Genomic DNA, 22,309 nt, shown 5'->3' with positions numbered 1-22,309 from the left:
TCACCGCGGCCTTCTGCCCGAGGAGGACAACGTATGTCGACTATCAGCAGCTACGCCCTGGTAATCTTCGGCGCCTCGGGCGATCTCACCCGCCGCAAGCTCCTGCCGGCGCTCTTCAACCTCGATTGCGCCGGCAAATTGCCGAAGGCCTTCCGCGTCATCGGCGTGGCGCGCACGGCCATGGACAGCGCCACCTGGCAGCGGCAAGCCGCCGAGGCCATCGCCGACCTGGGCGACGACGCGCAGCGCGCGGCCTTCAGCAAGCGCCTCGTATACATGCCCGCTGACTACAGCTCCGTGGCCGACTGCAACCGACTCTACGACCTGCTTTACAACTGCGACGACTGCTTCGAAAGCCAGGGCAAGGTCCTCTTCCACCTCGCGGTGCCGGCAACGGTGTCCGAAGCCATCGTCCACGCGCTGGGAAAAAGCCGCTTTGCCCCCCAGGGTCGCATGGTCGGCAATCACGCCATTCTCGTCGAAAAACCTTTCGGTACCGACCTCGACAGCGCCGTCGCCATGCGTAAACTGCTCATGGACACCTTCGAGGAGGAGGAGATCTACCGCATCGACCACTATCTGGCCAAGGACACCGTCCGCAATCTCGTCGTCTTCCGCTTCTGCAACGCGATGTTCGAGCCCCTCTGGAACCGCAATTACATCGAAAACGTCCAGATCACCGTGCATGAGAAACTCGGTATCGAAGAGCGCGGCGAGTACTACGACCAGTCCGGCGTGCTGCGAGACATGATCCAGAACCACGTGCTGCAGGTCCTCGCCCTTATCGCCATGGAACCGCCCATCGCCGCCGACGCTGAGTCCATCCGCGACAAAAAGAACGAGGTCTTCCGCTCTCTGCGGCCGCTCTTCCCAGGCGATTGGGTCCTCGGCCAGTACGACGGCTACCGCCAGGCCGATGGCGTCAACCCCGATTCTACCACCCCCACCTACGCCGCTCTGCGTGTCCACGTGGATAACTGGCGCTGGTTCGGCGTGCCCTTCTACCTGCGCAGCGGCAAGGCCCTGACCGATAAGCTCACCGAAGTCGTTATCGTCTTCCGCACGATTCCCCTCTGCGTGCTTGACGACCCCAACAGCTGCGCCAGCGTGCAACGAAATGTCCTCCGCCTGCGTCTGCAACCACAGGAAGGCATCCACCTCAGTTTCAATGTCCAAAAACCCGGCATCGCCAACGAGGGCATTGACACCGCACGGCTGCACTTCAACTACGACGAGGTCGGCCAGATCACCCACGAGAGCTACGCCCGTGTCGTGCTCGATGCCATGCTCGGCAAACCCGGGCTGTTCTGGCGCTCCGACAGCATCGAAACCGCGTGGGAATTCATCGCCCCGGCACTGGCCGACGAAAAGAACGCCCCGCCGGAAGGCTACCCGAACTATCAGCCGGGCTCCAATGGCCCCGCAAGCGCCGCTAAACTCCCCCAGCAGGCTGGCCACAACTGGTATTCGTAGGCATCGGCGCCGGCTGCCCCGGGGAGCTTTCCGCCAAAAGCCGTCCCGCCACCGCATATACACATTAGGAGGCCTCATGCGCATTGGCATATCCCACGTCCCCCGTCATGACAGCCCCGCCGAATGGGCCGCCGCCCTCAGCGCTCTCGGCTGCCGCGCGGCGGTCTTTCCCTGCAACCACCGCGAAAGCGATGCCAAGATCGACGCCTATGTCGCCGCCGCCAAAGACCACGACCTGCTCATCGCCGAAGTCGGCGCCTGGTGCAACCCGCTCCACGCCGATCCCGCCGAGCGCGCCAAAAACCTGCGCTACTGCCAGGACCAACTGGCCCTCGCCGAACACGTCGGCGCCCGCTGCTGCGTGAACATCGCCGGCACCACCGGCGAGATCTGGGACGGCGGCTATGTCGAAAACTACGGGCCGGAAGCCCTCCAGCGCGTGGTCGAAACCACCCGGGTCATCATTGACGCCGTGCAACCCACCCGCAGTTGCTACGCCCTGGAGCCTATGCCGTGGATGATCCCCAGCAGCCCCGCCGAGTACAGCGACCTCATGCAGGCCGTCGACCGCCAAGCCTTCGCCGTGCACCTTGACGTAGTCAACATGATCAACTGCCCACAACGCTATTTCTTCAATCGCGATTTTCTCGACGAATGCTTCCGCGTCCTCGGACCACACATCCGCAGCTGCCACGTGAAGGACGTCCGCCTCGAACGCCACCTCACCTTCAACCTCAAGGAAGTCGCCGCCGGCGATGGCGCCCTCGACCTCCGACACTACGCCGAACTCGCCCACGCCTGCGACCAGGACATGCCATTCATCATCGAACACCTCAGCTCCGCAGACGAATACCACCGCGTGCTAAAAACCGTACAAGCACTCACCAACCTGCTTTGATCAGACCGATCAGACCGATCAGACCGATCAGTAATCAGATCCGTCCGATCCGTCCGATCCGTCCGATCGGTCTGATCCGTCCGCGATAACAAGAAAAAATCGTCCGATCCGTCTGATCCGTCCGCGATAACAAGAAAAAAATCGTCCGATCCGTCCGATCCGTCCGCGATAACAAGAAAAAAATCGTCCGATCCGTCTGATCCGTCCGCGATAACAAGAAAAAAATCGTCCGATCCGTCTGATCCGTCCGCGATAACAAGAAAAAAATCGTCCGATCCACCAGATTCGGCCCGGAGGGCCGCACCATGCATAACTCTGGTTGAGGCGCCCGGAGGGCGCCGCAACCCAGGGCAGAAAGAAGAAAAAAGACCAACGCCTGGAGGGCGCCACCCCCACAAAACTCCAAACACCCCACCACGCTCAGCGGTAACCAACGACCGTAGCTCCATCCGCTCCGTCCGCTACACAAGTTCCCCCCCTCAATTCACCAAAGCCTCCCCCCCCGCCATGCCTGCCAGTCACCTCCAACGCCTGCTTGATGACGCGGTCGCGTCCCGCATCGTGCCCTGCGCGATTTTGTCCGTGCTCAGCCGCGGTGGCGCCTCCAGGCGCTACCGCGCGGGGCGCCATCGCTATGATCAGGGACCAGCATTGCAGGAGCAGGACCTCTTTGATCTCGCCTCGCTGACCAAGGTCGTGGCGACGACTGCCGTGGCCATGCGCCTGGTCGAAGACGGCCGCCTCGACCTCGAGGCGCCGCTGGCGCGCTACCTGCCGGAATTCGCCGCCGCCATGCCCGAACAGCGTGCCTGGCGCGCGACGCTGACCATCCGCCAGCTCCTGGCGCATTGCGGCGGTTTGCCGGCGGGCTATCCCTTCCACAGCCGCCACGCGCCGATCAGTGCCCCCGCCGCACGGCGTGCGCTGCTGCTGGCCGTGCCCATGGTTGCCGCGCCGGGCAGCGTCGCCCTCTATTCCGATTTGGGGCCGATGCTGCTCGCCGAAGCCCTCAGCGCCATCAGCGGCAAGGACCTGTCGACGGCCGCCCACGATATGATCTTCGCACCACTGGGCATGACCAGCGCCTGCTTCAACCCGCCTGCGGACCGCCGCAGTCACTGCGTGCCAACCGAGCTTATTGCCCTCGCCGATACCGCCGCCGGCGATGCCTGGCAAGGCGTCGTTCACGATGAAAACGCCCGCTGGTACGGCGGCGTCGCCGGCCATGCCGGGCTCTTCGCCGCCGTTGCCGACCTCGAACGCTTCGCCCGCATGATGCTCAATGACGGCACCTCACTCTACCAGCCCGCTACCGTCCGCACCTTCACGCAGCCAGCACTGCTCATTCCCGACAGTACCCGCTGCCTCGGCTGGGACAGCCCCGGCAGCCCCTGCTCCGGTGGCACGCATGTCAGCTCCCAGGCCTTTGGCCATACCGGCTTCACTGGCACGTCGTTCTGGATTGACCCGCCTCAAGACCTCGCGGTCATCCTCCTGACCAACGCCGTCCACCCACATCGCCACTGCAAAGACCTCGGCTATTTTACCTGGCGCAACCGCGTCCACAGCGCCGCCTACGAAACAACTTGATGGCACCGCCAAAGCGACTCCGCCGGCACCCGAAACGCAGCGCGGCCGCCATCGCCCCAACAGGACAACGGCGGCCGCACAGACATAGCCGGACGACAGTGTCGTCAGTCGTTCTTGCTCAATTCCTTCTCGGGATTGCGAAGCTTTTCGCGAACCAGCATGGCCAGCGCGCGTGTCGTCGGAATGTCCATCGCCTGCGCAATCTGCCCCGCCAGTTCACGCATCTCGCTGTTCTCCAGCATGATGACAATCGACTCGATCAGCGAATTGTCCTCAGCCAACAGCTTCTTGCCATTGTTGTCATTGCGTTCCACCGCCGAGGCCTCGGCGCCGTTGGTCACCAACGAGAAATCCGGCGCTTCGCCCTCCCCATAGACCAACCACGCTTCGCTGATGCCAAACTGCCGACACAACGCAAAAATCAAGCCGTGGCTCATGCCGCCAATGCCAACTTCAAGCTTGGAATAATGGCTGAGACTGATGCCCAACTCCTGGGCCATCTTCGCCTGCGTCAGCCGCTGACGAGCACGAATCAACTTCAAACGGGCACCGATTTCAGACAAATTATAGGTTTCGCGCTTGGCCATGAAAATCTCCACTGCGGTGCTCACTAGTATCACCTCGGGAAAAATGGGTCAATGACATCATGCCGGTATCAATGTCACGACACTAGTCGCACACTATAACGCAAAAAAGTGAATAATATTGTTAATCGCACGGATTTATTGCAGCTTTATCATTCTAAAAATAATTGTTCTTATATCATATCTGCGTGTTTCATGCAGTACCCATGAAAGCCTATGCTGAAGCAGCAACATTTCACCATACCGCACAATGAACTGCCAGAAAACAGGTTACGGCATGTATTCACCGGTTTTCATCCGGAACTGCCGACAACTCCGGCCAAGATTGCCCGCGAGGCTCACCCGATGCTTCTTTGATCTTGCCGAATTGGTGCCACCGGCGCTGCCAACAGGCACGCCGTAAAGGCGCTGCAGTGGCCTGGCACGGTACTCGCCGCGCCAAGCGCGGTCACCCCGAGCCCGCAAGCCGGTTGCAGTGCCTGCCATGCCGGTAGTTGCATTACTCGCGGTGCCAATGCCGGCTCGCCGGCGCAGCATAACCCTGCGGGGCGACCGGTTGGCCGCCCCGCTGGGTTAGGACAATGAGTGAAATGCTCGGCGGCGGTGGTGCGCTGCCTCAGAATCCCGGCGTCCAGGCTGGGAGAGACACATTGGCGCCTTCGGAGATGGCGGTGAAGGTCTTCAGCCAGGTATCGACCACGTAAAGATCGCGACTGCGGCCACTGCGGCGGGTGCAGACCAGGTGGCGGCCGTCAGGGCCCCACGAGGGCGCTTCCCAGTCGCCGGCTGCCAGGGTCACGACTTCGGGTCGCGCGTTGGCATCCTTCATGTCAAGGACGCTGATGACGTACTGGCCGCCCTGCCGGGTCGCGTAGCAGATGCGGTTGCTCACCGCCGACCAGTCCGGCGACACCGCTTCGGCGCCGCCCAGACGCAGCCGCTTGGGGGTGCCGCCCTTGGCGTCAATCGTGTACAACTGCGGCATGCCCAGGCGATCAGACACGTAGCAAAGCTGGCTGCCGTCCGGCGACCACACCGGCGACGACTCCACATGGCTGTCTCTGGTGAGGCGCTGCTGCTCGTTGTTGGCCAGATCCAGCACATAGAGATCGACGCTGTTGTCGCGACTCATGGACAGCGCCACCTTGCGACCATCCCGCGACAGCGACGCGCTGGCATTGAGGCCGCGAGCCCGGGAGATGACCCGCTGCCGCTGGCGATTGAGGTCCACCAGAACCACGCTCAACGCGTTGTCCTTGGCCAGCGTGTAGACCATGCCGCGGCTGTGGCCCCACGACGGCTCGGTGCTGATGGCATTGTTGTGAGTGATGCGTTCCTGCCCGGAGCCGTCCAGGTAGCAGCTGTAGATCTCCTTGAGATTGTTGCGCCCAGGCATCACAAAGGCAATCTTGCGCGTGCAGAAGGACGACACGTTGAAGAGCTTGCGCAAGATCTCGTCCACCGTCTCAAAAACCACCTGCGACGACTGTTCGCCGCGCTGGCTGGTGGCGAAGGACTGCTCGCTGGTATCGACCTGCGTCTGCAAAAGAATGCCGCCGACGTCATAGCTCTTGGCGCGAATCTTGATCATCGCCTGGTTGGCCTGAGCGTCAGGCAGCACGCGCACCCAGCCGCTGCGAACCAGCATTTCCTTCAGCTTGGCACCCATTGCCGGGTTGCCTTCGTAGCTGACGATGCCCGCCGTCGGGTTGTCCGTCACCGTCTTGACCACCTCCGTGCGTTGTTCGGTCTGGGCTGACACGACCAGGCTCAGGACCACGGCCACCACGGTGAGTTGCAGTTTGTTGAACATCTCAGGTTCCTTTCATGCGTCATCTTTGTCCACATCTATCGCCGGCGCCGACACCGCTGGCGGGTAGAGCTGCCGCTGCGCGGCCTCAGAGGCCGGTAAACAGCGGCGTCGAATAGTAGCGGTCGTACGAATCCGGCAGGACCGTCAGTACTGTTTTGCCCGAGCCGAGGCGCCGCGCCAGACGCAGAGCCCCGGCGACATTGCTGCCGCTGGAAATACCCGCCGGCAGCCCTTCCTGCAGAGCCAGCTGCCGCGCAATGTCCAGCGCTTCGTCGTCGCTGACAATCATCATCTCGTTGATTAGGCCAGTATTCAGATTGGCTGGAATAATACCATCGCCAATGCCCATCTGCAAATGCGAGCCGATGGCGCCACCGGCCAGTATCGCGGCGTTCTCCGGCTCGACCACGACAACCTGCATGGCCGGAAAGCGCCCGCGCAGCGTCCCGCCAATGCCGCTGAGCGTCCCGCCCGTGCCGAAGCCACTGCAAAAGGCGTCCACCTGCACCTCGCCGAGCTGTTCGAGGATTTCCACCGCCGTCTTGTCGCGATGCACCGCCGGATTACTCGGATTCTCGAATTGCTGCGGCACGTAGCCGCCAGAAATGCTGTCACGCAGCGCCAACGCCCGCGCCATGCAGCGCTCCATGCACTCGCCGATGTTGTCGTGATCGGGTATGATCTCGATCTCAGCGCCATAGAGCTTCATTAGGCTCAGGCGTTCTATGCTCACCGAGTCCGGCATGACGATAATGCAGCGGTAGCGCTTCAAACAGCAGACCAGCGCCAGGCCGATGCCTTGGTTGCCACTGGTCGGCTCAATAATGACCGAGCCCGGCCCGATCAGTCCCTGCGCCTCGGCGACCTCGATCATATTCAACGCCGTACGCGTCTTGATGCTGCCGCCGACATTCAAGCCCTCGACCTTCACCAGCACCCGCGCGTCCTCCGGACCAGTCAGCCGTTGCAACTCCACCAGGGGCGTGTGCCCGATTGCCTCCAGTATACTGCGCAAAATGCCTGCCATGAAACGCCCTCAATAACGTGATGAATAAGAAGGAATAACCGCATGCAATGATACGGGCCCCGCACCCATGGAAAAGGCTTAATATAGCACCCGACACCGCCGCATCGGCCGTTGCGCGGAAAAATGCCCGTTTTTCTCGTAATCGGCCAGTAACCACCCCGGCGGGGAAAACACCGGGGTGGTGACTGACCGATCACGTCTCGCGGCCGTGGAGTGGGCGTCTCGCCCACTCCGACAAGACGGCTCTTTACACCGTCCTCGTCATCCACGCCGACCGTACCCGGCCCGTTTCCCCCGCCGCACGAACCGTGCGCACAGCGGCTGGAAGCCGCTGCTGACCGCTCACGTTTTTCTTCCTGCCAGGCATCCCTCGCGGATAACAGCGCCGGGCCGTTGCATCCAGTCTCGCCAGGGCCATATTGTTGCGAGCCCCCAGCACACTGCACATCATCTTTGGCCATTTCCATCCAGCCCTTCCATCCTCCCAACCCCAGGACACCCCATGAAAGCACTCAGCCTGAGCATGATGATTCTCGCCGGCGCCGTCCTCCACGCCGCCGACAGCGTCGGAAAACGCCCCTACGAACTGGACTGGGCCGGCCGCATGGCGGACGCGCACCCCGCGATTGTCGATTTTGAGCGCGACGAGCCCTGGGTCGTCGAGACCAGCGATGCCATCGCGTCCTTCAGCCGCAGCCGCGAACAGCAGATCTGGGGCGACTACGTGGGCAAACTGACCTACCGCCGCGATGGCGCCATGCCCGTGGTCACGCTGCGGCCGCCGGCACCGTTGGCGCTGCCGGAGGCCTTCGACATGGTCGGCTGCTGGATCTACGGCAACAACTGGGCATGGGTAACCGAAGGCGACACCCCGCAGGTCGCCATCGCGCTCCTTTTTGCGCTTCCCGACGGCACGGAGCACGCAATGAACCTCACGCGCGTCAACTGGCGCGAGTGGTTCCTGCCCATACGGCGGCTTGACACGACCCAGCAACAACTTCTCAATCAGCCCGGCACGCGCTTCGCCGGCTTCCAGATCACCAACGGCCGCAACCGCCAGGACCGCACACTTTTCTTCGACAGTCTGAGCTTTTTCACTGACGAGCAGCCGCCGCTGACCTTCAAGCCCCGCCCGAAGCGCAATCTGCGGCCCTTTCCCGGACAGTCCCACGCCGCCAACACCGGCCCCGGCACCCTGCCCTTCCCCACCCGCGAAGAAACCATCCTGCCCGACAGCGCCAAACCCGGCGCAAAAAACAGCGTCAGCGCGGAAAGCGACCGCAGCTTCGTCCTGCGCTACCAAGGGCCCGATGGCCTCCTCGCCTACCGTTACACGCCCTACTCCGGGAGCCCGCAGGTCCTCACGGCGCAATGGCAGAACAACGCGCCCATCAGCATCCTCAGCGGCGTCGGCGCGCAGTTTCCCGACGCTGTCACGCCGTACTGGGCGCCGCCCGAGGGCGGCGAGGTCATCAGCTGCACCATTGAGGGCGACGCCGTCGTCAGCCAGTGGCGTCTGCGTCGCGGCCAGGACAGCATCGACGTCCGCTACGACCTGCGCATCATGGGCAAGACGCTCGTCATCGACACCATCGCCCCCGGCGGAAAAGTCGGCGCGGTGAGCTTTGGCGTCAGCGAAGGCCTCAACGCCTCGCGCGCCATTGAGATACCCTACTACGACTATGCCAACGGCCGCCCTGCAGTGCTGGTGTTCACCAGCGGCGACGACACGCTGTTCTTCTCCGCCCACCTCGACTGGTACCGCTCCAACGGCAGCCGCCCCTGGGGCGCCAGTAAAGCCACCGCCAACGGCACCACCGCCGCCGCCAATGGTGGCGTGCTGTACGTCCCCCGCACCGACGGCCAGCGCAACGACTGTTTCGAGCGCTTCTTCATCACGGTCGGGCCGGAATTCGCCGAGCACCTGCCCAACATCCCCAACCCGCCATCGCCCCACAAGCACATCACTGGCACCCACGCATGGCGCGCCCATGGCGCCGGCAACCGTGATAACGACAAGAAATACTGGCACAACATCTGGCGGCACGGCATGCGCCAGGTCCTCGTCACCGACCACGAAACCTGCTGGCGCGATGGCGGCGAAAGCTTCACTTTCCGCACCAAAGCCGCACCCGGCAAAGGCGGCGACGCCGGTATGGCCGACTACTCGCGCTACATGCAGGACACCCTCGGCTTCGTCTACGGGCCCTACAACAACTTCACCGACTTCGCGCCCGTCAACGAGTACTGGCGCGTTGACCTGATCAGCCGCACGGCCGACAATCAACTCCAGAGCGCCTGGGCTCGCTGCTACGCGCCAAAGCCACAATATGCCGTCGAATATTGCGCCGAACTCAGCCCCATCAATCAGCAGAAGTACCGCTTCAGCACGGCCTACTGCGACGTGCACACCTCCGTCACGCCCTGGGGCCGCACCGATTACGACCACCGCGTCCCCGGCGCTGGCACCTTCGCGGCGACATTCTACGCCTTCGGGGAAATCATGCTCATCCAGAAAGCCACCTGGGAAGGCCCAGTTTATTCCGAAGGACCGCACCACTGTTTCTACAGCGGCCTCACCGATGGTAATTACGCCCAGGACCGCAACTACTACCTGCCCGAACGGCCCTGGCTCGTCGACTTCGATCTGCTCAAAATGCACCCCCTCGAATGCAATTTCGGCATGGGTAACATGGAGATGTTCTACGGCCGGAATGTCCCGTTAGGCGGCACTAGCGCCGAGCTGGACGCCAGCGTCGATCGCTTCCTCGCCGCCACCGTCGCCTTCGGCCACCCGTCCTTCCTGGTCAGCACCGGCGGCATGCGCCGCACCCTGCGCGGCTACTTCCTGCTGCAACAACTCCATAGCCGCTACACCCAGGCGAACATCGCCGCCATCCGTTACGCCGACGGCGACGGCCGCCTATGGAATAGCAGCCAGGCCATCGCCAACCGCGCCTACGAACGCTCGCAACTCATCGTCGACTACCAGGACGGCACGCACGTCGTGGTCAACGGCCATCGCCAGGACGATCTGAACGTCACGGTTGCCGGCAAAACCATCGTCCTCCCACCCAACGGCTTCGCCGGCTGGACTGACGACGGCCTCGTCAATGTCAGCAGCGCCAACCAGAACGGCCTCCGCGCCGACTACGCCGACAGTCCCGCCTATCTCTACGTCGATGGCCGTGACCAGGCCTTCCAACGCTTCCCCAAGGCCGCCGGCATGGGCGCCGGCATCTGCCGCCGCGACGACGTCAACCACTGGGAAGTCATCCTCTTCCAACAGGCCGACTGCGGCTTCGCGGTCAGCGCCGTCAGCGCTGAAGCGCTGGATTTCGCTGGCAAGAGCCTCGGCTCAGCCACGCTCCGCCGCGCACGCGGCCTGACCTACGTCATACCCGTCGCTGGTGCCTTCAGTTACCGCCTCCGTGAAGGCAAGGCCGAAGCCGCGCCGGAACTACGCTGTGACCGCGACGTGGTCGTCCCCGGCGAAACCGTCACCGTCTTCAGCCCCGACGGCAAGGCCCACGACCGTCTCATCCCCAAAGACGCCCAGGCCGGCCAGCGTCTGTGGTTCGACATCGGCGGTGCCTGGATCGACTTCAGCGTCCAAGAGCTGACCCGCTGCGAGGGCACCATCACCGACACCACCCTCACGCTGCGCCTGCTGCCAACCAAACAACGCCCCGCCGACCTGCTCTGCCAATTCGGCACCCAGCAACAGCGCGTGCCGGGCAAACCCGGCGAATGGGCCAAGGTCGCCTTCGCCCTGCCACCGGACGGCACGCCCGGCATGCGCCTCATCAGCGCCACCATCAGCGACGATCAGTCCAGCCAGCGCTGGCAGAGCGGTCTGATCAGCACCTTCGCCCCCGAACGTCTCGCCGTCGATCTCCTCGAGAACTGGCGCAGCACTCTGCGCGCCCGCCAGGCGCCCGAAACGGCCGATCTCGGCGGCAGCGGCGCCCGCGTCGAACGCCAAAAAGTCATGTCCTGCGGCGATGTCAGCCACAATGGCATCTTCATGCACCCGCCGTGGAAAGGCCAGGTCGGCGCCGTCGGCGCCAATTATGACCTGGAACTGCCCCGCACGGACGACGCGTGGTTCTTCCGCGCCCTGGTCGGCAAACGCGATGGCAGCCATCTCGGCGACGGCATTCTCTTCCAAGTCGCCGTGCGGAATGCCGCCGGCGAAGAGCGCCTCCTAGCCGAACACACGGTCGCCGAGCACCGTTGGGAACTCCTCAGCGCCGACCTCACGGCCTACGCTGGCCAGAAAATCACCCTGGTGCTCATCAGCGACGTCGGCCCCAATGACGACTCCAGCGGCGACTGGGCCTGCTGGGCCGACCTGCGCATCGAATCCAGCCGGCAGGTCGTCAGCTATGAGCTCGATCCGCTACCTGAACGCTACGCACAGGAAGCGCCGAAAACCGACCTGGTCATCGGCCCCGAGCTGCTGGCCACCGCCATCCGCGGTTGGCTCTGCTACGAAGGCCAGGGCTTCGACAGCAGGGAGCAGAGTTACCCCAGCACCGGCATCCTCAACGGCGTCGACATCGGTCTGCTCAGTGCCGCCAGCGGCAGCGAAAGCAACAACACCTGGTCCGACGAACAGCGCACGCCCATACCCGCCAACGCCCTGCGCAGCATCGGCACCCACAATGTCTTTACCCTCCACAATCCCCAGCACGACTACTTCAAAATCCGGCGCTTCCGCCTCTTGCTGGAGCTCGCCGATGGCAGCACCGTCAGTTCATATACCTCCACTGCCGTCTTCACCCAGCCCATCGGCTGGCCACACGCCGAAGGCATCCTCGTCGATTTCAGCAAAAACATCGTCGTGCCCATCGCCTTCACCCCGCTGGACCAGTAAACAGTCTGTGACCACCCAGACGGGGAAAACACCGGGGTAACACTCCTATGAAACTCGCTGCCTGGTTAGCCTCCCATATGTGCGGCGACTGGCCGTGGGTTTCCTGCAAATTGTCCCAGCGGAGCGCCGGGGTGTGCACTGACCGATTACGTCTCGCGGCCGTGGAGTGGGCGTCTCGCCCACTCCGACAAGACGGCTCATTATACCGTCCTCGTCATCCACGCCGACCGTTCCCTGCCCGTCTCTCCCGCCGCACGAGGCGTGCACACTCCGACTGGAAGTCGCTGCTACTCTGGCCCGCTAGGACTCCGCTGCGGAAAAGGTCGGCGGAAATCAAGGTCGAATGGCGGGGCAGCGACTGGCCGTGGGTTTCCGGCAAAGTGTCCCCGGTGTTTTCCTCACCGGGGTGGTTGCTCCTATGAAATCCGCTGCCTGGTTAGCCTCCCATATGTGCGGCGACTGGCCGTGGGTTTCCTGCACATTGTCCCAGCGGAGCGCCGGGTTGTGCACTGACCGATTACCTGAACCAGGACTGATCCGCCGCCGTGCTGTTGACAAGCCGGCTTGCCAGATGATGTTATGAGCTTTTCCCGCCGGCGCTGACGATCGCCACGATGCAGTCAGTGCCGGCGGCTTCTATTAGCTCGTGTCAAAGGACCTCGTTTCACCTCATGTCAACACCATGGTTTGATACCCACCTGCATCTCGACGGCGACGACCCCGCCCAGGCCATCTTTGCCGCCGCCCGCCAGGAAGGCGTCGGCGCCTTCCTGGTCCAAGGCACCTCTCTGGACGACTGTGAGCGCACGGTCGCCCTGGCCGATCCCGAACACGGCGTCTACACCGCCGTCGGCCTGCATCCCCACGTCGCCGCTAGCTTCCAGGACATGGCCTTCTTCCGCGACCTGCTGGCGCGACCAGGCGTCATCGCCGTCGGCGAAATCGGCCTGGACTACTACTACAACCACTCGCCCGCCGAGGTCCAGCGGGACGTCTTTGGCCGTTTTCTCGACCTGGCCATTGAGCTCGATTTGCCGGCGATCATCCACTGTCGCGATGCCTTCGCCGACTGCTACGCCATCGTCATGGAACGGCATTGCCCCGGCCTGCGCTGCATTGTGCACAGCTTCACCGGCACCCCCGCCGAAGCCGACCAGTGGCTCGCGCTCGGCGCCATGCTTTCCGTCAATGGCATGGTCACCTTCAACCGCGCCCACAATATCCGCGAGGCACTCGCGCACATTCCCATGTCGCGGCTGCTCCTCGAAACCGACTCGCCATACCTGGCGCCCATACCCAAGCGTGGCCAGCGCAACTGCCCCGCATTCCTACCCTATATCGGCATGCGAGTCGCCGAGGAAAAACAACTCCCGCCAGACAAAGTCGCCGACATCACCACCGGCAATGCCTGCGCCTTCCTCCACATCCCCGTACCATCACCGGTTGCCTGAGGCCGCCGCCGCACAGCATGCCGTGCGGCTACGAATGAGCCGTGAAATGCCGCCCTGGGTAGCGCGCCATATTGGTCCGTGTTCCTCAGCCTCTTTGGCTTCAGTCGGCGAAGCTGACTGGAGCCAAAGAGGCAATGGAACTCATTGATTGCTGCGGCAATTTTACGCTGTGACCCTTCGTCGCAGGTCTTTTAGGCCGCCCCTTCAGGGCTCTTTTGGGATGGGGCACCTTACCCAGGGCGACGCGCCCTGCGGGCGCTTGCCCTGGGCTATCTTAGGGCGCACCTTCGGTGCTCAAAACCTCGGCGAATGATCTTGTGCATGGTTACCAAACAACTCATCGCCGGCGACTGCCGCATGCTATGTGAAGAGCATCGCTCCTATGAAATCCGCTGCCTGGTTAGTCACCCATGTGTAATGGCTGGGCGGCGACTGGCCGTGGGTTTCCGGCAAATTGTCCCCGGTGTTTTCCCCACCGGGGTGGTTACTGACCGATGACCATCCTGCACATTTTTTCTGTTCGCCGGGGTCTTGACACGAACAAATACATGCTACTTTAAACTCGCATAACATTTATTAGCATAAAAAGTTTCAGTGCGAGTTCAATTCCTCGTTGTAACTGGGCGACTATCATGGGCATGGACGACGTCATCAACAAGCTGGACATCTTGTCGGAAGACTCCCAGTACGACTTGGCCTGCGCCTGCAGCAGCAAAAACCCCAAGGAGCACCGGCGCCGCGGCCTTGACGGCCGCTGGCTCTACCCGGTGCCACTGACGCGCGGCGGCTACGGCATCATGCTCAAGACACTGCTGACCAACACCTGCAGCAGCGACTGCCGCTACTGCCCCCTCCGCCAAGATGGCAACACGGCGCGGCGCTGTACCCTCTCGCCAGACGAAATTGCGCGGGCATTCCTCGAATACGACCGCCGCCTGCATCTGCTGGGATTGTTCCTCAGCTCGGGTATCATCGGCAATGCCGACCGCACCATGGAGCGCCTGACCGACACGGCGGCAATCCTGCGCGAAAAATACCGCTACCGCGGCTACATCCACCTCAAGATCATCCCCGGTGCCTCGCCGGCGGCCATCCGCCGCAGCATGCAGCTAGCCACGGCCGTGTCACTGAATATCGAAACGCCCGGCGCCGAGCATTTCGCCAAACTCTCACAATTCAAGAATTACGACCGGGACATCATCGCCCCGCTCAAACTCATGGCCGCCGAAACCGCCCGCGGCGCCGAATTCGCACGGGTGAAATGCACCACGCAATTCATCGTCGGCGCCTCGGATGAAAATGACCGCGAGATCGTCAAATACATGGACGGGATCTACAACCGCCTGAAGTTCGAACGCGTGTATTTCTCGGCCTACCAGGGCGGCCTGGGCCATCCCGACATCCCCGGCGAGAGCAGATTCACCCTGTCGCCACACGACCGCCTCACCCGCGAACACCGGCTCTATCAAGTGGATTTTCTGCTGCGCAAATACAACTTTGCCGCCGGCGAGATCGTCTATGCCGAAAATGGCAATCTCGACCTCGGCCACGATCCCAAGGAGCACTGGGCCATTGCCCACCCCGCCTTTTTCCCGGTCAAGATCAATCGCGGCGACCGCGAGGCGCTGCTGCGCGTGCCGGGCCTGGGTCCCGTTTCCGTCAACCGCATAATCAGCCAGCGCCGCCAGCGCCGCATCGGTTCCCTGAGCGATCTCGGCCTCCGTGGCAAGCTCGCCGCCAAGGCCCGCCCCTTTCTGGATTTCACCTGAAGAGCCCGCCGCCTCCAGTCCCGCGGCACGCTGCGTTTGCCGGCCCCGCTCAGAGCGTGGCGACCATGGTCTGCAAGGCCGTTTCGTGTTCCTGTAGCAGTTTCACCAGCTGGAACTGCGTGCGGCAGCGATCCAAATTATGCCCCTCGCGGTGAGTCTTGAAATAGACGTCGCCCTGCAGATAATCGGTGAGGAAACGCAGGCCGATCTCGAAGGTGATCAGCTGGCCGGCGAAGGGCAGCAGCTCGACTTCGGTCTTGGTCAGGCAGCCGTCACAGCCCTTCAGGTAGCCCTTTGCCAACGCCGCAAAGACGTCGTGGCGGAGCTGCACTTTACTCAGATCCCGCTCGTCTTCCGCAGCAGGGCTGACGCTGGTACGCACCAGATCGCCAAAATCGAAGAGCGACTGCCCAGGCATGACCGTGTCAAGATCAATGACGCAAATGCCCACGCCACTGATGTTGTCAAGCATGACATTGTTGAGCTTGGTGTCGTTGTGGGTGATGCGCTCCGGTATCGCTCCGCTGGCCTGCAAATCCAGGAGCCGCGGCGCAATATGCCGGGTCGCCGCCACGAAAGCAATCTCGTCTTTGGCCAACGCAGCGCGGTTCCGGCTGTCCGCTGCCAGGGCGGCATCAAACGCGACCAGGCGCGACGGCGTGTCGTGAAAATGCGGGATGGTCTCCTCCAGCCGCTCGCCGCCGATGTCCGCAAGCAGGGCTAGAAAGGCCCCGAAGGCCTTGGCCGCCGCATAGGCCTGAGCCGGCGTTTCCAGAATGTCGTAAGACGTTGCGCCCTCAATGAAAAGGTAGCAGCGCCAGCAAGCACCATCGGCATCGCGCCAGAAGGGCCGACCGTCTTGCGCCGGCACCAGCGTCAACGCGCGCCGGCTCGCATCGGCCTGGCCAGCCAGTCGCGCCGAACAATGCGCCAGCACCCGCGACACATTCGCCATCAGTTTCTCCGGCTCCCGAAAAATGGCCGTGTTGAGCCGCTGTAGTATGTAGCGCACCACCGTACCCGCCTGGCTGCAACGCAGTAGGTAGGTATCGTTGATATGGCCATTGCCGTAGGGCACGACATCCAAAAAATCACCGTACAACGCAAAATGGCCAGCGGCCGCGAAGGCTTTGCTGTTAGTCATGAACTCAATCCTCAACTTTGCTTGTCATTCACCGCAACCGCCAGCACCTGCTCACACCACCCGGCTGCGTGTCCCGCGCCGGTTTCCGCATGAATATACGCCGCCGAAACCACAAAGCACGCTGAAAGTGCGCAATCGGACAAGCAGGAGGCAATGCCTCACTCATTGATACCGGCGGTTCCAAGGGACGTCAGGGACCGTGGCGTTCCTTGGAACCGCCGGTATCAATGGGTGAGGGATTCCCCCCACTCTTCCACATCGTTCTTTTCGGCTCTTGCTGTCAACGGCATTATCCGCTATACATTAATCAGACTTTGACCGCAGGGGCTTTATGCCATGAAGATGACTACGTCTGGCATACGTGTTTTTCCAGGTCCATATAGCCTTGTAAGCCATTATCGGTGGGAGGTTGGTCATGAAAAAGAGTTTGGTATTCACCCTGATTGAGCTGTTGGTCGTCATCGCCATCATCGCCATTTTAGCCGCCATGCTGTTGCCGGCTTTGGCCAAGGCGCGGGAGGCCGCCCGCAAAACCAGCTGCCTCAACAACCACAAGCAGGCAATGATGGGCCACCAGCTGTATGCATCGGAGTTTGAGGACGTCTATGTCACCACCGCACACGTCAGCGGCACCAGTTACCAACCGTGGTTCAAAGTCCTCACCTACGGTCCCAGTTCCACCAGCCCCTATGGCGTTGCCAATGCGGGCTATGTGCCATGGTCGTCCCTTCAATGCCCGTCCAACAGCCTGCAGAAAGCCAGCTCAGTCGGGTCGTTCTATGCCAGCTTCGCCATGCCGCATATTTACGGCGCCACCGACAGCGCGCGCGTGGCCAAACTCGGCAGCTATCTCGTGGACCGGGTCGGCAGCGGCTACGGCATCACTCACTTGCTCAGCCAGATGAAACTGCCGTCGGAAACCGTCATCATGATCGACGTGGTCTGCACCGCCAACGACTCCGGCCACCTCGGCAAGGGTTTCTGGGCATTCCATCCCGACACCACCATCCAGAACTCCGGCACCTCCATCGCCGCGGCCGCACCCCATACCATCCATGCCGGCAAGGCCTCGACCAGCTTCGCCGACGGCCACGCCGCCTGCCTCAACGCCGGCGAACTGCGCAATATCGGCCACCAAATCAAAACCACCGCCAACGCCAGTTTCCAAACCGTGCTCTTGCCCTGAGTACACAGGCAGAAACACAACGGCGCCAATAAAAACCGGCCGCCGGAGAACAATTCTCCGGCGGCCGGTGTCTTTTGCGGCGCGCGCTCAGGGAAGCCCCGGTCAGCGTTTTTTGCCGTCGTATTTGATTTCCGTGCCGCTGCCAACGATGACTTTGCCGTTGGCCAGGCTTTCCAAAATTTTCGAGCTAGCGATGCCCAGTTCGCGTTTGGTGGCTACGTCCTCGCTGTTGTTGCGGAGAAAGTCCTCGATTTCCTGCTTGTAGAGCTCCATGACCTTGTAGCGGCGGACCTTGAAGGTCGCCGTCAGCGTGCCGTCCTCCATGTTGAAATCAGGCAGGATCAGCACGTCCTTGGGTTTCTGAAAAGCCGCCAGATGCGCCGTGGCCTTGAGCACCTCTTCCTTGATACGCTTTTTAAGCTGGTCTTTCGGGATGTCCTTGACGTTTTCCGACTGCACGTTGACGCAGGCATAGACGTTCTTGCATTTCTCGCCAATAACCATCGCTTCCGAGATCAGCGGCGAATTCTTGACGGCGTCCTCCACATGTTCGGGATGCAGTTTTTCGCCGCCGATGAGGACGATCATGCTGCCCTTGCGGCCTTCGACGAAGAGGTAGCCATCGGCATCGCAGTAACAGACGTCACCAGTATTGAGCCAGCCGTCCTCCATGGTCTTGGCGCTGGCATCGGTGTGCCGCCAATAGCCCTTCATGACGCAGTCGCCCTTGACCAGCAGCTGCCCATGGAGGTCCTTGCCGAGCTTGCCATCGTCATCCTTGAAGGTGTAGTCGCCGCCATTTTCAGGGAGAAGCCAAGGAAAGACCTGGCCGGCGCTGCCCAGGCGGTGCTTTTCCGGCTTGTTTGCGCTGATCACCGGCGAAGTCTCGGTCAAGCCATAGCCCACCAGCACCAGCACGCCCATGTACTTGAAGAAAATCTGCAACTCAATGTCCAACGGCGCCCCGCCGCTGATGATGAAACGCAACTTGCCGCCAAAGGCCTGACGGAATTTGCGGAAGACCAGCGGATCATAGAAGGTGTGATGCGTCACCATGCGCAAAACACCGCCGTCCAAACGGGCGCCGGCCGTGAAAATACGCGACGCGTTATAAATGGCCTGGTCAATCAACGCCTTCACTTTCGGCGGCTTCTCGTCAATCTGTTTGTCAATGCCCAGTTTGATGGCCTCGACAATGCGCGGCACAACCAGAATCACCGTGGGCTGATACAGCGACAAATTCTTCTTGAAATCGCGAATATCACGGGGTATGACGCAGGTCGCGCCGGCCATGGGCGTCAGCAGCACTTCGCAGACCAGCGCGAAGCTATGCCAGTACGGCAGCAGCGACATGATGCGGTCGGTGCTGTCCATGCCGTACGCGTCCAAGTCCCAGTAGCCGTTGGTCCAGATATTGCGGTGCGTGAGCATCACGCCCTTGGGCATGCCCGTGGAACCGCTGGTGTAGATCAGCGTGGCGACGGCATCAAGTTCCGCCTGGCTCAGTGGCGCGTCCGCTGGAGCCGCCATATCGCCACGCGGCATGTCGTCCACATTGATCACCGGCACGTTGCCACAGTTGGCGGTGACCTTGCCTACCAAGTCCTTCTCAGCCAGCACCAGGGCTGGGTCCGAATCCCGCAGGATGAAGCCCATCTCCAGATCGCCGAGAGTCTCGCAGACGGGCACCGCAATGGCGCCAATGCGCCAGCAGGAGTAGAAAAACACAAAATGACTCGGGCACTTGGTGGCCACCATCGCCACCCGCGAGCCTTCTTTCACCCCGTGGTCGAGATAATAGCGGGACCACGCCAGCACATCGCTGTGAAACTGCTTGTAGCTGTAGCGGACCAGCTCATTCCGGCCGTCAAGATACATCAGAGCGGCGCCATTCGCGCTCCGGGCGCACCAGTCCTCAAAGTACGCGCCAAGATTCTTCGTCATGCGGCTGTTCTTTGTCATGGTCGTATTCTCCAGGCTAAATTGTGCATGTCGTCACATAACTCGCCTCAGAACACCGGCTTTCCTCCGACAGCCCGGCGGAACTGAAACCAAAGAAAGACACACCGCTAGCCGCCGGCCGCCGCGACTAAGGCTAAATGGCAGTCGGTACAGCGCTGGGTCATTGCCATAAAAAAAGCACCAAGCATACTCCGACGCCTGGTGCCTTGATATCTCACAGGAGGGCCAATCAGGCCATCTTTGCAACGCGCGCGGCCAGACGCTGTTTCTTGCGACTGGCCTTGTTCTTGTGAATCACGCCGTTTTTGGCGGCTTTGTCCAGCTCAGAATAGCACTTGGTCAAACCTGCGACAACGGCTTCTTTGTCGCCAGCCTTGATCAGATCGTCAAGGATATTTTCACTGGTACGGACGCGGGACTTGCGCATGCGGTTGAACACGCGGCACTTTTCGTTCTGCCTCAATCTCTTGGCGGCTGATTTGATGTTCGGCATTGTCAGCAGTCTTCCTTTTTACACGGGTCACAAATGTCAACAGCGTTATGAACTACGAAGTTAATGAAAACAGAAGATATAATATGGCCTCGGGTAGAAAAAAGTCAACCCCCAGCGACGGCTGGATGCAAATCGTCGCTAGGGTCAGCCGTTTCGACGGCTGGTACAGAGGTAGCGATCGACCTCATTGGCGGTAATGACGCCGTAGTTGGCGGCACCGAGCCAGCCGGACATGATGATGCCCACCGACCCGGTGTGGTAGAGTCCGCCGACCTGCTTGCCGATGTCCATGCTGGGTCGCAGGCCCTCGAACTTGGTGCCGAAGGTCGCCCCGGCCAGGTGCCCGGTGTAGCGTTGGAAAGTCTTCGGGGTCGCCGCTTCGGTGTAGTCCGCAATGCTGCGGATCGACGGTATGTAGCGGCTTAGCGCGTTGAGCGTGTCTTCGATCATGTCCTTCTTGGCGGCGCGATACTCGTCTTTGCTCATCGTCGCCCAGTCGCCATACAGCGCGTTCATGGACGCCACGACGCTGTACTTGCTCGTCCCCGGGCGAATTTCCGGGTAGTAGACCGAGTAGGTCCGGCTGCTGATCTTGCGGCTGGCCAGCGCGGCGGCATCGAACTCCGGCCAGGTCGAAGTGAATAGCAGATCGCCAATAAAGGGCAGTTTCTCGCCCTCCTTGATGCCGATATAGACCTGACAGCTGCTGCTGCTCAGACGCACCAGCTTGAGTTTGTCCAGGTAGTCGGGCGCAAAATGTTCGTCGCCGACGAGTTCGTGCACCAGCCGCGGCAGACTGCCATTGCCGACCACGGCCTTGCAGGCGACTTCGCGGCCGTTGATGCTTACCGCCCGCACCCGCCGCGAGCCATCAACATAGATGCGCTCGGCGCAGCTGGACAGCTCGACATCGACGCCGTTGTGGCGCAGCTCGTCTTCCATCATCCGCAGCATCAGGTCGGTGCCGCCGGTGAACGTGTAGACGCCCTCGCTCATGAAATTACCGAAGACGATGGCGTAGCTGATGGCCGGCTCATCGAGAGTCGAGCCATTGGCGTAGGTGATGGGCTCCATCAGGAAACGCCACACATCGGTCCGCCCAGGGAAAAAGCGGTTGAAGAACTCCCGGGTGGTCTCCCGCTGGTCGTCGTAATAGTTCGCGGCGGCCAAGGCCGCAAAAAAGGCCTTGACGGTGTCGGCCGAAATCTTAAAATGACCCGTGAGCTTGGCGCTGAAGTCGCTGGTGTCGAAGGTGCTGTCCAAGCTGTACTGCGGATTGTCAAAGCGGATGCTCTTCACCTGCGTCACCCGGTCGGCAAAGTCCTTCCCCCAGTATTTGCGAAAACTCTTCTTCATGCCGACGGGAAAACCGTGCAGGGCCACATCAAAAATGTGCTCGCGGCGCTGGAAATACGTGGCCAGGCCACCCAACTGCGAATGCTGCTCCGTCAATAAAACCGCGTGCCCGGCGCGGGCCAGACGATTGGCGGCCGTCAAACCGCCCAAACCGCCGCCAATCACCACAATGTCGTAGCTGTCTTTCATTGCTTCCTGGGGTCGTAAGGGTGCTCTGGTAATGATATATAATCGTCGCGAAAAAACGCTAAATGTAATCCCTGCACAGCATAAACCAAGCCACGACAGGACAGCAGCAACAGTTGACCGTAATCAGTCAGTCATTGATATTCGCACTTTCAGCGCTTCTGCCGCTTCGCAGCAATACAATGTCAGATAGGCCAAGTTCGGCCCGGAGGGCCGCACCATGCATAGCCCCGGGTGAGGCGCCCGGAGGGCGCCGCAACCCGGGGTATGATAGCAAGTTAGAATTGCGCCCGGAGGGCGCCACATTGGCGATGCACGTCGCGTCCCACCACGCCAGCGAGAGGCATGTCGTGCATCCAATATCAATGGCTGGCCGATTACATTTGACCTGGCTCGTCTTACTCGTCTTACTCGTCTGGCTCGTCATCGGACCGATCGGACCGATCGGACCGATCAATCAGACGGATCGGTCTGATCCGTCGGATCCGTCCGCTCAGC

The 22,309-nt window shown here is 61.6% G+C and carries 16 protein-coding genes; 9 read left to right on the top strand and 7 right to left on the bottom strand.

Annotation, left to right across the window (positions count from 1 at the left end; all coding sequences use genetic code 11):
* Positions 1-33: 33 nt before the first annotated feature.
* From zwf to J3R75_RS15665, 3 genes are all read left to right on the top strand, one after another.
* A complete protein-coding gene (gene zwf, locus J3R75_RS15675; RefSeq protein WP_307263454.1) occupies positions 34-1,473 on the top strand; it encodes a glucose-6-phosphate dehydrogenase in 1,440 nt (479 codons plus the stop codon).
* Between the two features lie 76 nt (positions 1,474-1,549).
* On the top strand, positions 1,550-2,371 hold the full coding sequence (locus J3R75_RS15670; protein WP_307263451.1) for a sugar phosphate isomerase/epimerase family protein: 822 nt from the start codon (positions 1,550-1,552) through the stop codon (positions 2,369-2,371).
* A 507-nt stretch (positions 2,372-2,878) separates the two neighbouring features.
* Positions 2,879-3,961, top strand: a complete 1,083-nt coding sequence (locus J3R75_RS15665) for a serine hydrolase domain-containing protein (RefSeq protein WP_307263448.1) — start codon at positions 2,879-2,881, stop codon at positions 3,959-3,961.
* 104 nt (positions 3,962-4,065) lie between these two features.
* Here the strand turns inward: J3R75_RS15665 and J3R75_RS15660 are convergent, their stop codons facing one another.
* Positions 4,066-4,548 (bottom strand): helix-turn-helix domain-containing protein, encoded by a 483-nt coding sequence (locus J3R75_RS15660; protein ID WP_307263445.1) that lies wholly within the window; start codon positions 4,546-4,548, stop codon positions 4,066-4,068.
* 213 nt (positions 4,549-4,761) lie between these two features.
* On the opposite strand from J3R75_RS15660, the gene J3R75_RS15655 reads away from it, so the two are divergent.
* The gene (locus J3R75_RS15655) at positions 4,762-4,902 is read left to right on the top strand and encodes a hypothetical protein (protein ID WP_307263442.1); all 141 of its coding nucleotides are present in this window, start codon (positions 4,762-4,764) and stop codon (positions 4,900-4,902) included.
* 259 nt (positions 4,903-5,161) lie between these two features.
* Here J3R75_RS15655 and J3R75_RS15650 read toward each other — a convergent pair whose 3' ends face one another.
* Together J3R75_RS15650 and J3R75_RS15645 are read right to left on the bottom strand one after the other, a co-directional pair.
* Complete coding sequence (locus J3R75_RS15650; protein WP_307263439.1) at positions 5,162-6,358, bottom strand: beta-propeller domain-containing protein; 1,197 nt, start codon at positions 6,356-6,358, stop codon at positions 5,162-5,164.
* Between the two features lie 85 nt (positions 6,359-6,443).
* On the bottom strand, positions 6,444-7,385 hold the full coding sequence (locus J3R75_RS15645) for a PLP-dependent cysteine synthase family protein (protein WP_307263437.1): 942 nt from the start codon (positions 7,383-7,385) through the stop codon (positions 6,444-6,446).
* A 502-nt stretch (positions 7,386-7,887) separates the two neighbouring features.
* Between J3R75_RS15645 and J3R75_RS15640 the strand changes: the two genes are divergently transcribed.
* The 4 genes from J3R75_RS15640 to J3R75_RS15625 all read left to right on the top strand — a co-directional run bounded on the left by J3R75_RS15640 (position 7,888) and on the right by J3R75_RS15625 (position 15,484).
* Positions 7,888-12,264 carry a hypothetical protein gene (locus J3R75_RS15640; protein WP_307263435.1) on the top strand — a complete coding sequence of 1,459 codons (4,377 nt, stop codon included), beginning with the start codon at positions 7,888-7,890 and terminating at the stop codon, positions 12,262-12,264.
* A gap of 671 nt (positions 12,265-12,935) precedes the next feature.
* Entirely contained in the window at positions 12,936-13,715 is a 780-nt protein-coding gene (locus J3R75_RS15635) for a TatD family hydrolase (RefSeq protein ID WP_307263430.1), read from the top strand.
* Positions 13,716-14,036: 321 nt separating this feature from the next.
* A complete protein-coding gene (locus J3R75_RS15630; RefSeq protein WP_307263426.1) occupies positions 14,037-14,213 on the top strand; it encodes a hypothetical protein in 177 nt (58 codons plus the stop codon).
* Between the two features lie 134 nt (positions 14,214-14,347).
* Positions 14,348-15,484 (top strand): radical SAM protein, encoded by a 1,137-nt coding sequence (locus J3R75_RS15625; protein ID WP_307263423.1) that lies wholly within the window; start codon positions 14,348-14,350, stop codon positions 15,482-15,484.
* Between the two features lie 49 nt (positions 15,485-15,533).
* On the opposite strand, the gene J3R75_RS15620 is transcribed toward J3R75_RS15625, so the two are convergent.
* Complete coding sequence (locus tag J3R75_RS15620; protein WP_307263419.1) at positions 15,534-16,628, bottom strand: phosphotransferase enzyme family protein; 1,095 nt, start codon at positions 16,626-16,628, stop codon at positions 15,534-15,536.
* 415 nt (positions 16,629-17,043) lie between these two features.
* Here J3R75_RS15620 and J3R75_RS15615 point away from each other — a divergent pair, with 415 nt between their 5' ends.
* Positions 17,044-17,814, top strand: coding sequence for a prepilin-type N-terminal cleavage/methylation domain-containing protein (locus tag J3R75_RS15615; protein ID WP_307263417.1), 771 nt, complete (start codon positions 17,044-17,046; stop codon positions 17,812-17,814).
* A 102-nt stretch (positions 17,815-17,916) separates the two neighbouring features.
* Here J3R75_RS15615 and J3R75_RS15610 read toward each other — a convergent pair whose 3' ends face one another.
* The 3 genes from J3R75_RS15610 to J3R75_RS15600 form a co-directional block, all read right to left on the bottom strand.
* On the bottom strand, positions 17,917-19,776 hold the full coding sequence (locus J3R75_RS15610; protein WP_307263413.1) for an AMP-dependent synthetase/ligase: 1,860 nt from the start codon (positions 19,774-19,776) through the stop codon (positions 17,917-17,919).
* 229 nt (positions 19,777-20,005) lie between these two features.
* Complete coding sequence (gene rpsT, locus J3R75_RS15605) at positions 20,006-20,269, bottom strand: 30S ribosomal protein S20 (RefSeq protein WP_307263410.1); 264 nt, start codon at positions 20,267-20,269, stop codon at positions 20,006-20,008.
* Positions 20,270-20,413: 144 nt separating this feature from the next.
* Positions 20,414-21,814, bottom strand: a complete 1,401-nt coding sequence (locus J3R75_RS15600) for a phytoene desaturase family protein (protein ID WP_307263408.1) — start codon at positions 21,812-21,814, stop codon at positions 20,414-20,416.
* Positions 21,815-22,309: the final 495 nt, after the last annotated feature.

Origin of the sequence: Oligosphaera ethanolica, assembly GCF_030814695.1 — a bacterium.
GTDB classification, from domain to species: Bacteria; Verrucomicrobiota; Lentisphaeria; order Oligosphaerales; family Oligosphaeraceae; genus Oligosphaera; species Oligosphaera ethanolica.
Note: the sequence above shows the minus strand (reverse complement) of the source record. Positions and strands in the feature narration are given on the sequence as shown.

What these genes read in the sequence shown, in the direction of transcription:
- zwf (WP_307263454.1), top strand. Translation starts at nt 34, where the DNA reads ATGTCGACTATCAGCAGCTACGCCCTGGTAATCTTCGGCGCCTCGGGC.
- J3R75_RS15670 (WP_307263451.1), top strand. Translation starts at nt 1,550, where the DNA reads ATGCGCATTGGCATATCCCACGTCCCCCGTCATGACAGCCCCGCCGAA.
- J3R75_RS15665 (WP_307263448.1), top strand. Translation starts at nt 2,879, where the DNA reads ATGCCTGCCAGTCACCTCCAACGCCTGCTTGATGACGCGGTCGCGTCC.
- J3R75_RS15660 (WP_307263445.1), bottom strand. Translation starts at nt 4,548, where the DNA reads ATGGCCAAGCGCGAAACCTATAATTTGTCTGAAATCGGTGCCCGTTTG.
- J3R75_RS15655 (WP_307263442.1), top strand. Translation starts at nt 4,762, where the DNA reads ATGCTGAAGCAGCAACATTTCACCATACCGCACAATGAACTGCCAGAA.
- J3R75_RS15650 (WP_307263439.1), bottom strand. Translation starts at nt 6,358, where the DNA reads ATGTTCAACAAACTGCAACTCACCGTGGTGGCCGTGGTCCTGAGCCTG.
- J3R75_RS15645 (WP_307263437.1), bottom strand. Translation starts at nt 7,385, where the DNA reads ATGGCAGGCATTTTGCGCAGTATACTGGAGGCAATCGGGCACACGCCC.
- J3R75_RS15640 (WP_307263435.1), top strand. Translation starts at nt 7,888, where the DNA reads ATGAAAGCACTCAGCCTGAGCATGATGATTCTCGCCGGCGCCGTCCTC.
- J3R75_RS15635 (WP_307263430.1), top strand. Translation starts at nt 12,936, where the DNA reads ATGTCAACACCATGGTTTGATACCCACCTGCATCTCGACGGCGACGAC.
- J3R75_RS15630 (WP_307263426.1), top strand. Translation starts at nt 14,037, where the DNA reads ATGGTTACCAAACAACTCATCGCCGGCGACTGCCGCATGCTATGTGAA.
- J3R75_RS15625 (WP_307263423.1), top strand. Translation starts at nt 14,348, where the DNA reads ATGGGCATGGACGACGTCATCAACAAGCTGGACATCTTGTCGGAAGAC.
- J3R75_RS15620 (WP_307263419.1), bottom strand. Translation starts at nt 16,628, where the DNA reads ATGACTAACAGCAAAGCCTTCGCGGCCGCTGGCCATTTTGCGTTGTAC.
- J3R75_RS15615 (WP_307263417.1), top strand. Translation starts at nt 17,044, where the DNA reads ATGAAAAAGAGTTTGGTATTCACCCTGATTGAGCTGTTGGTCGTCATC.
- J3R75_RS15610 (WP_307263413.1), bottom strand. Translation starts at nt 19,776, where the DNA reads ATGACAAAGAACAGCCGCATGACGAAGAATCTTGGCGCGTACTTTGAG.
- rpsT (WP_307263410.1), bottom strand. Translation starts at nt 20,269, where the DNA reads ATGCCGAACATCAAATCAGCCGCCAAGAGATTGAGGCAGAACGAAAAG.
- J3R75_RS15600 (WP_307263408.1), bottom strand. Translation starts at nt 21,814, where the DNA reads ATGAAAGACAGCTACGACATTGTGGTGATTGGCGGCGGTTTGGGCGGT.